7 protein-coding genes, 4 pseudogenes and 1 riboswitch are annotated in these 9,162 nt (G+C 40.1%); of the genes and pseudogenes, 3 read left to right on the top strand and 8 right to left on the bottom strand.

The window, feature by feature from the left end; genetic code table 11:
* Window positions 1–371: hypothetical protein (locus JCM19043_RS09255; protein ID WP_062321945.1), on the top strand; the 371-nt coding region annotated here is incomplete at its 5' end.
* Between the two features lie 181 nt (window positions 372–552).
* Window positions 553–777, top strand: coding sequence for a NifU family protein (locus JCM19043_RS09250; RefSeq protein WP_062321943.1), 225 nt, complete (start codon window positions 553–555; stop codon window positions 775–777).
* A 118-nt stretch (window positions 778–895) separates the two neighbouring features.
* On the opposite strand, the gene JCM19043_RS17605 is transcribed toward JCM19043_RS09250, so the two are convergent.
* The 4 genes and pseudogenes from JCM19043_RS17605 to JCM19043_RS09235 form a co-directional block, all read right to left on the bottom strand.
* Window positions 896–1,318: a homoserine kinase gene (locus tag JCM19043_RS17605; protein WP_231631477.1), complete on the bottom strand. Its 423-nt coding sequence runs from the start codon at window positions 1,316–1,318 to the stop codon at window positions 896–898.
* The gene (locus JCM19043_RS17600) at window positions 1,273–1,785 is read right to left on the bottom strand and encodes a hypothetical protein (RefSeq protein WP_231631476.1); all 513 of its coding nucleotides are present in this window, start codon (window positions 1,783–1,785) and stop codon (window positions 1,273–1,275) included. The genes JCM19043_RS17605 and JCM19043_RS17600 overlap by 46 nt, the downstream gene beginning before the upstream one ends.
* Window positions 1,782–2,843 carry a threonine synthase gene (thrC, locus tag JCM19043_RS09240; RefSeq protein ID WP_062321941.1) on the bottom strand — a complete coding sequence of 354 codons (1,062 nt, stop codon included), beginning with the start codon at window positions 2,841–2,843 and terminating at the stop codon, window positions 1,782–1,784. Before thrC ends, JCM19043_RS17600 begins: the two co-directional genes overlap by 4 nt.
* A 3-nt stretch (window positions 2,844–2,846) precedes the next feature.
* Window positions 2,847–4,140: pseudogene (locus JCM19043_RS09235) on the bottom strand (homoserine dehydrogenase).
* Window positions 4,141–4,390: 250 nt separating this feature from the next.
* Between JCM19043_RS09235 and JCM19043_RS09230 the strand changes: the two are divergent.
* Window positions 4,391–4,896, top strand: a pseudogene (locus tag JCM19043_RS09230) (phosphatidylglycerophosphatase A).
* 84 nt (window positions 4,897–4,980) lie between these two features.
* On the opposite strand, the gene JCM19043_RS09225 reads toward JCM19043_RS09230, so the two are convergent.
* From JCM19043_RS09225 to JCM19043_RS09215, 4 genes and pseudogenes are all read right to left on the bottom strand, one after another.
* Window positions 4,981–5,256, bottom strand: a complete 276-nt coding sequence (locus JCM19043_RS09225) for a YutD family protein (protein ID WP_062321939.1) — start codon at window positions 5,254–5,256, stop codon at window positions 4,981–4,983.
* Between the two features lie 145 nt (window positions 5,257–5,401).
* Entirely contained in the window at window positions 5,402–5,509 is a 108-nt protein-coding gene (locus JCM19043_RS16440) for a methionine/alanine import family NSS transporter small subunit (RefSeq protein WP_143103140.1), read from the bottom strand.
* A gap of 1 nt (window position 5,510) precedes the next feature.
* Window positions 5,511–6,934, bottom strand: a pseudogene (locus JCM19043_RS09220) (sodium-dependent transporter).
* A 325-nt stretch (window positions 6,935–7,259) separates the two neighbouring features.
* Window positions 7,260–8,278 (bottom strand): annotated as a pseudogene (locus JCM19043_RS09215) (Na+/H+ antiporter NhaC family protein).
* Between the two features lie 653 nt (window positions 8,279–8,931).
* Window positions 8,932–9,105, bottom strand: a riboswitch (Lysine riboswitch).
* Window positions 9,106–9,162 lie beyond the last annotated feature (57 nt).

Raw genomic sequence — 9,162 nt, 5'->3', positions numbered from 1 at the left:
TCGCTGTCTACGTTGTTAACCCCGCTTATACAAGTCAAATTGGAAAAATGAAATATATGAAACGGCTCGGTGTATCTATTCACGTAGCAGCCACTTATGTCATTGCCCGTCGGGCAATGGGCTTTAAAGAAATACTCCCACCGATGTTGTATTCACTTGTTCCAGAGCAGAAACAAGGTCTACATCATTGGGCGCAATGGGCGTATTTGACGCGTACCCTGTCTTTTGTCAGAACACACGTGTTCTACCAGACAGAACGATTCGACCAAAGTAAGTTGTGTTCCTTGGACACACTATTTCCCCAACAGGCTTTAACAGATGTTGAGAAAATAGGTTTACGGCGGTTGGAGAGTAGAAAAAACCATGCTTAGTTGAACGAGCATGGGTCACCTTTGTGGTGTCCTTATGGAATCCCCTTCCTCAAACATTCGTTAGAATGTTAGGTGGGGGTAGTTCAATGAACCATACCAACTGCCTTTCACAGTGAAAATACTTCTTTTTCTAATGGGATAATGTTATACTAAACGAAGCAACAGAAAGGATGGTTGAACGATGGAACAACAAGTACAAACAGTATTAAATAAATTACGCCCTCTCCTTTTACGTGATGGTGGTGACGTTGAACTGATTGGTGTTGAGGACGGTATCGTCCGTTTAAAATTATTGGGTGCTTGTTATAACTGCCCGAGTTCAACAGTGACATTAAAAGCAGGCATTGAACAAGCTTTAATCGCACAAGTACCTGGTGTGAAAGGCATTGAACAAGTATTTGAATAATCAGCAATAAGGCTACCTCCCGGGTAGCCTTTTATATTGATGACACAAACGATAAAACATTAGTGACTATAAAAAAACCTCTCAAGGAGTCCATTGACTACAAATGAGAGGTTTTCTGTTAGTAACCATCAACAACGTCAATCCCATGATTAACTGGTTGTAAAATGAGCCATTCGTGTTCTGGCATAGCTTCACGCCACTCCTGAAGCTGTTTTTTCGCCATGGCTTCATCAACTAATACCATTAATGTAGGTCCTGCCCCACTAATGTACACACCATAGGCATGGTGACCGACTAATGCTTTCACAGCTTCATAATGAGGAATCAATGCCTTTCGGTGCGGCTCATGGAAATGATCCTGGTTCATCATTTGTCCAAGGAGCGCCCAATCTTCTTTAACAAGCGCAGCTGTCGAGACATTCGCCACACTACTTGCACGCACGGCATCGCTATAACTAAACGTGTCTGGCAGAACCGCCCTCGCATCCTTTGTTTTTAATTCAAAGTCTGGTATGACCGCAACAAAGCTGACATGTGACACATCCACTTTGACATATTGAACGATGTCTTCATAATGTCCGATGACCGCCCCACCAAGAATAGCTGGCGCAACATTATCCGGGTGCCTTCAATTTCTGTTGCAATTTGCACCTTATCATGGTCACTCAAGTGTAAATCCAACAATAAATTCGCCAGTTCAATGCCACAGGCAATCGCCGTTGCACTACTACCTAATCCACGCGCAAGCGGAATATCACTAAACAGTTCCACATGACATGCCGGTAAGGCACCTTTATCATAGCGGTCAGCTACTTGTTTGGCTATTTTGTAAATATAGTTATCTTTCCCTTTCGGAATATCATGTAAGTGCTTGGAGTGGGATACAAATGCCCACTCATCCGATGCACTTACTTTAATAAATAAATATAAATCTAATGCTACGCCAATCGAATCAAATCCTGCGCCTAAATTAGCTGTTGTCGCCGGTACTTTGATTCGCCAACTCATGCGTGTTCACGACCAAGAATAGCTTTCACAACAGCCGCTTCATCGTTTTCAAGTACCATTGATGAAATATCACTATATTCAATCGCTGTGTTTGGATCTTTTAGTCCATTACCCGTTAAGACACACACAACTTGACTACCTGGTTCTACTTGGTTATTCTCCAACGCTTTAAATAGACCAGCGACAGATGAGTTAGAAGCAGGTTCAGCAAAGATACCTTCGTTCTTCGCCATCCACTGATACGCTTCAATCATTTGTTCGTCCGTGATCTCATCAATGACCCCATTGGACTCATCTCGCGCATTGACTGCTTGCTTCCAGCTTGCAGGGTTACCAATTCGGATGGCTGTTCCTATTGTTTCAGGATTTTCAAATACTCGGTCGTGGACAATCGCGGCTGCTCCGCTTGCTTCATAGCCCATCATCTTTGGTAGACCGGTTTGTTTTTTCTCATTATATTCTTTGAAGCCTTTCCAGTACGCTGTAATGTTACCTGCGTTACCTACTGGAATGAAAAGATAGTCTGGCGCTTTTCCAAGTGCATCACATACTTCAAAGGCCGCGGTCTTTTGCCCTTCAATTCGGTAAGGATTAACAGAGTTCACGAGGGTAATATCATCACGATCACCTAATTTACGTACGATTCTAAGCGCATCATCAAAGTTACCTTTAATCGAATAAATCTCAGCGCCATACATAACCGCTTGTGCCATTTTACCTTGAGCAATCTTTCCTTCAGGAATAACGATAATTGAACGCAACCCAGCCTTGGCGGCATAAGCAGATGCTGCTGCTGACGTGTTCCCTGTTGACGCACAGATGACTGTATGTGAGCCGTCTTCAATCGCTTTAGCCATCGCCATCACCATCCCACGGTCTTTAAATGACCCTGTTGGGTTGGCTCCTTCAATCTTTGCATAGGCTTCAACACCATATTTTTTTGATAAGTTGTCTAATTTGACTAATGGCGTATTGCCTTCGTTTAGAGTTAACATCGGTGTTTTATCATTGACAGGTAATAAATCCTTATATTCTTGTAATAATCCTTGCCACGCCATGTTCTATTCCTCCCCATCGACTCGATAATGACTAATAATGCGGTCGACTACAGTTATTTTTTCTAGAGCTTGTAAACTTTTTTTCAAGTTGTGCCTTATTAATTTTGTGTGTAATCATGACAATTTCTGCTTTTTGATCTGTTTCGATTGGTAATTGTAAGATTTTTTGGAAGCTGACATGATGATCCGTGAAAATATTCGTGATTTCTTGAAAAGCTCCCGCCTGGTCTTCTACTTCTAAGCGAATAAAATGTTTCGAATATTTTTCTTCAGACGCTTTAATTTGTCGTTTGAATTGTGGCTCTTGATAAGCATTCCCACTAATACCTAGACGAATATTACGAATGATTTCCATTAAGTCTGATACAACCGCTGTAGCCGTCGGCAAACTACCAGCACCAGGACCATAAAACATCGTCTCACCTACCGCATCACCGTAAACATAAACCGCATTAAATTCATTTTTGACATTCGCTAGCGGGTGGTCTTTTGGCAAGAGCGTTGGTTCTACCATCACTTCTACTTTTTGGTCATGCATAGCCGCAATACCAATCAACTTAATCGTATAGCCTAAGCTATGCGCAAAATTGATATCATCCTGAGTAACTGCCGTAATACCTTTTACTTCTACATCATCAAGATTCACTTCCATCTTAAATGCTAAGTTTGCGAGTAACGTCATTTTACGAGCAGCGTCTAAACCCTCGACATCAGATGTTGGGTCAGCTTCCGCAAAACCTAATCGTTGCGCTTCTTTTAACACATCATCAAAAGGTAGTCCTTCATCTGTCATCTTGGTCATAATAAAGTTCGTCGTACCATTGACAATGCCCATCACTTTTTCAATGTGATCACTTGCTAACCCGTCCACAAGTGTTCTTACGATTGGAATCCCTCCAGCAATACTGGCATCAAATAAAATATCACAGTGATTCTCACGTGCCAGTTGTAATAATTCCCGCCCGTGTAAGGCCATTAAGTCTTTATTGGCGGTGACGATATGTTTTTTATTCTTTAGTGCCTCTTCTAATAATTCTTTCGTACCATTCACACCACCCATGACTTCAACAATAACATCGATATCATCGTCTTGTACAAGTTCATCAGGTTGATCTGTCAACCACTTACGGTCAATGATTACATCTCGCTCTTTATTTACATCATTCACCAAAATTTTACTAATCTCTACTTCGCACCCTAACTTATGTATGATGCGTTCCTTATGATCAGCCAAAACACGGACGACACCCGTACCTACAGTACCCAGTCCGCATAAGCCTACTTTTATCTTATCCATTTAATTGCCCCCTTTGATTTATTGTATTCTCTAAGTGTACATTTGTTTATTTATAGTGGACATTATACCGTGTGAGCCACTGAACTTCAAGTGTTAAATTCACATAAATTTCAGAAAATAAAAACTAACGAAAAATTTAAAAAATACGAACTAGTGATAGTGTATCATATTTTTCTGACTTTTTGCCGTTTAATTCTAATTTATTTAGGGTATACTTATTAAGTACTTTAAAAAGATTGGATGGGATATTATGGATAAAAATAACTTACAAACAGCTTTAGAAACAAAAGCACGTGAGTGGCTGATTGAGCGCGGGGTCGAACTTAACGATATCGCTGAACTTGTTTATTACTTGCAATCGCCTTACCACGATGAGTGACAATGGATAAATGTTTAGAAAACGTCGATGCCGTCTTAGGTAAACGCGAAGTCCAAAACGCGATTATTACCGGTATTCAACTTGATATTCTCGCAGAAGAAAAAAAGCTTACTGAGCCATTACAAGAAACCATCATTACCGATGAAGGACTTTACGGTGTTGATGAAATCATCGCGCTCTCAATCGTAAACGTTTATGGGTCAATTGGCTTAACTAACTTCGGTTATATCGACAAACAAAAACCCGGCATTTTAAAAGAGTTAAACGATAAATCCGGTGATAAATGTCACACGTTCTTAGATGATATTGTCGGTGCGATTGCGGCCGCGGCATCAAGTCGTCTTGCTCACGGTAAAAACGAGAAAGAACTTGACTAATACAAAAAAGCGTTCCTAATTAAGGAGCGCTTTTTTCATATGCTTCATCAGTCTTTATTGCTTCTTTTACTCAAAACTTGTCCATTAATTATCAATCTTTTGTACAATAAAATAGGCACAACCAAAATTACAATACTCCAACAAATAATCATTAATGGTACTTGCTCTTGTATCGAACGTTGATTTATTGTTTTGATCATCATAAAAGCCTTTTAAACGTAGTTGATCATATCCCCAATCGCCAACGATGAAATCATATTTCCCTAAAATATCACTGTATCTCGCTTTAAAAGCTTCTTCGTTAAAGCCATCACGGTAATCTTCAACGACATCGTAATTTTTCCCATCTACTTGAAACATACTAAACCCTCACTTTATGTCACTCCACTTTTTCTCATTCTATCATAAACTTATTGAGTGAGTCATCCTGTTTTCTAGAATCCCTCAAATGAATGTTAGAAAAAACAGCAGGGATCATGAGAGATCCCTGCTGTTTGTGATTGAGTTATCGATTTTGACGGGCTACTTTTACTGCGTAACCAACACTGACAAGGAAGCCGCCCCATATAATAACCATACCTAACGTCATCATAATAATTGCTGACAAGCTCATATTAGACATCCTCCTTTGGCCATTTTTTTAACGTAAATAGAATACCGATAATTATTACGGCTAAAGCAATTGCCCAACCATATGTGATCAGGAACATTGTTGGATAGCCTTCATAGTTCTCGGCAAAGTCTGTTCTAAAGTTTTGAATCATCATAAACCCTAAAACAACCGGTGTAATGACCGATAGTGAGAAAGACCACCAAGCGCCAATTTTAATATCAGAGACGTTATTAGCATGATCTTTTAATGGTTTAAGCTGACGTAAGAACCAAACGACAACGACGACTTCTACGAGACCAACAAGCGCGACACCGTAGTTGTTAATAAAGTAATCCACAGTATCCAGTAGGAATAAACCACCTTGATTAGCATAGGCAAATGATACAAGGCTGAGAGGCCAACACCGACAGAAACAGCTGTATGACGTTTGATACTAAATTTCTCTTGCAGCGCGGCGATATATGTCTCAGAAATAGAGACCATCGATGACAGACCCGCTAACACTAGTGAACCAAAGAATAACACACCAAAGAATGAAGAAGCTGGCATTTGACTAATAATTCTTGGGAAAACCATGAAAGCAAGTCCAATGCCGCCCTCAACAACTTCTGATACGGGCTGACCTTGTTGTGCTGCCATAAAACCAAGCGCTGAGAAAACACCGATTCCTGCTAAAAGCTCAAAACTTGAATTGGCAAACCCTGTAATAAAGGCATTATTCGTAATATCCGAGTCTTTTGGTAGATAAGATGAAAATGTAATCATAATCGCAAAAGCAATCGACAAACTATAGAAAATTTGACCATAAGCCGCAATCCATACCGATCCATCAAAGATCGTATCCCAGTTCGGTTCAAAGAACGTGTTTAGTCCTTCGGCCGCACCAGGTAAGGTCACCGCACGAATAACAATTAAGAAGAAACTCACCATTAATAAGGGAATAAAGATTTTATTCGCGACTTCAATCCCTTTTTTAACCCCGCGATAAAGTATCGCAAAAACAACGGTCCAAATAAGTAATAGCGGAATCACAACATTCGGTACAAATGAACCGAACTCTCCCGGTTCTGAAATGGATAAGAAGTCATTTAAGAAGAAACTTTGAGGGTCTGCCCCCCATGCTTCTGTAAATGAAAAGTAAGTAAACATAAGAGCCCAAGCGACAATAATCGGATAGTACGTATTAATAACAAAAGAAATACCGACTTGCCACCAACCAATCCATTCTGCCTTCTTATTAAACTTTTTAAAGGCACGTGGTGCCGAACTACGATATTTATGTCCAATTGTGTATTCCATAATGAGCAGCGGAATACCGGCTGTTAGTAAGGCGAATAAGTACGGGATGAAGAATGCCCCACCCCCGTTTGAGTAAGCTGTTGCGGGAAAGCGCCAAATATTCCCGAGACCAATTGCCGACCCCATCGCCGCCAGGAGAAAACCTAAGCGCGTTCCCCATTGTGAACGTTTTTCCATTTTAATTACTTCCCTTCTCTTTATGAATAAAATGAATTTTCTGATTATTATAAGCTAAATGAAAATATAGTACAACCTAAGAAAACGATTCGATTTTATTCTTGTAATATTTATTTTTTTCTGACATTTTAAAATTATAGCGATTCCAACGCTACATGTCAAAGGTTTTTTCGACAATTGTCCAATGTTGTCGTTTACATTTAAAAAAGACTAAAATAATAACCAGTCAGCTATCAGACTTTTCCAAATAGCTGGCTGGTTATTTTATAGATAGTTATTTGTTATGTTTCATCCAATACATAATGACAACAACAAGACTCACCACAATTAAACTCACCACGAGTGATAACCAAATCATTTGCGTCATCGCAAAAACCGTGTAACCAACGATTGAACTAAACCCACCAATAAAGGCATACGGCAATTGCGTTAATACGTGATCGATATGATTAGCACCAGCACCTGTTGATGATAGAATGGTCGTGTCTGAAATCGGTGAACAGTGATCACCAAATACAGAGCCCGCAAGTACCGCCGACATGGCTGGTAATACAAGATTTGTATCTACTGTCATCGCAATCTGTGCCGCGATCGGCAACATAATACCAAAAGTTCCCCAACTCGTCCCAGTTGAGAGGCCATAAAGCCAGCAAACACAAAAATGATGAGTGGTAGATAATGAATATCAAATGACATCGCTTCTACTACATCAGCTAAATACTTCCCTGTTTCAAGGGTACCGATAATATCACCAATCATCCAAGCAAGGACAAGAATATATATCGCCGGTAACATCGATTGAATCCCTTGTTTTAATACTTCTAGACCATTTGCTTTTGGATGGGATTGCGCTGCGAATAATAGAAAGCCAACAATCACACTCATGAGTCCGCCTAAAAAGAGCGATAAGTTAACGTTTGTTGAGGCAAAGATATCTAATAATGACGCCCCTGCTCCCACTTCTCTCCAGCCAGTGTACACCATTAAACCCACTGTTGTTAAAACAAGGGTCACGATCGGAATAATTAAGTGATACATTCTTCCTTCGTCATGCGGTTCAACATCTTCGGTTAACTCACCCGCAATATCTCCGCGTTCTGGGTCAAATAATTGTTGGTCTTTCATGGCGCGTTTTTCATGCACACGCATCGCCCCGACGTTTAAGTTAAAAGCCGCTACCATAAACACTAAAAGAAGCGAACTAAACGCGTACATGTTGAGTGGAATCATTCGGATGAATCCTTCAAAAGCGCCGTAATCAGTGAAGGATGTACTCGCGAAGATCCCTCCCATTGTACCAATGATATAGGCCCCCCAACTTGAAATCGGTGAGATGACTGTAATCGGTGCTGACGTTGAGTCAATGATATAAGCAAGCTTAGCGCGCGAGACGTGATAACGGTCCGTCACAGGTCTTGCGACTTGACCAACAGCTAACGCATTGAAATAATCATCAATAAAGATAATCACCCCTAAAAAGGCGGCCATTAATTGAGACCCTCGACGTGTTTTCACATGTTTTGTCGCATAACGACCAAACGCACGACTACCGCCAGTGGCTGTTAAAATGGCCGTTAAAATACCAAGTAAAAATAAGAAGGCCAATAAATAAATACTTCCTAAGTCTAAGCCATCTTCATTTGTATAAAAGATATTTAAAAAGACCGTCCAAACTTCTACAACAGTGTCGACAATATTAAAGTCTTGAAGCATAAAAGCTCCAACAATAATACCTGTTCCTAATGATAAATAAATCTTCCTCGTACTCATCACAAGCACAAGCATTAATACCGCTGGTATTAACGAATAAATTGTTCCTTCCATAACTTCCTCCTAAGATTTTATACACTTATCTACTGTTATAAAAAACCAAAAAAGCAGCAGAAAATAGATCATAACCTATTTCTGCTGCTGACATTAAAGTTAGCGCTTATGTTATCATCCGGTCGATCAACAGCCCATCACGCAAAAGACATGACAGTATAACACTTTTTCAGTCTTATACCAGCAAGTAACAGTTGTCAGCCATTACTCACTTCGGCAACTTAACCCTTTCTACTCCCTTCAAAGCTGACAGCTCAGGAAATATACTGATTTTAAATTGCGCCTCTATCTCATCGATCTGATAAGGTATATTATTTTTTCCTTTCATATCTTAACAAGAAATACGCACCAAT

This window comes from Halolactibacillus sp. JCM 19043 (assembly GCF_001310395.1).
Classification (GTDB): domain Bacteria; phylum Bacillota; class Bacilli; order Bacillales; family Amphibacillaceae; genus Halolactibacillus; species Halolactibacillus miurensis.
The sequence above is the reverse complement of the archived record's forward strand: the minus strand, read 5'-3'. Positions and strand labels throughout refer to the sequence as shown.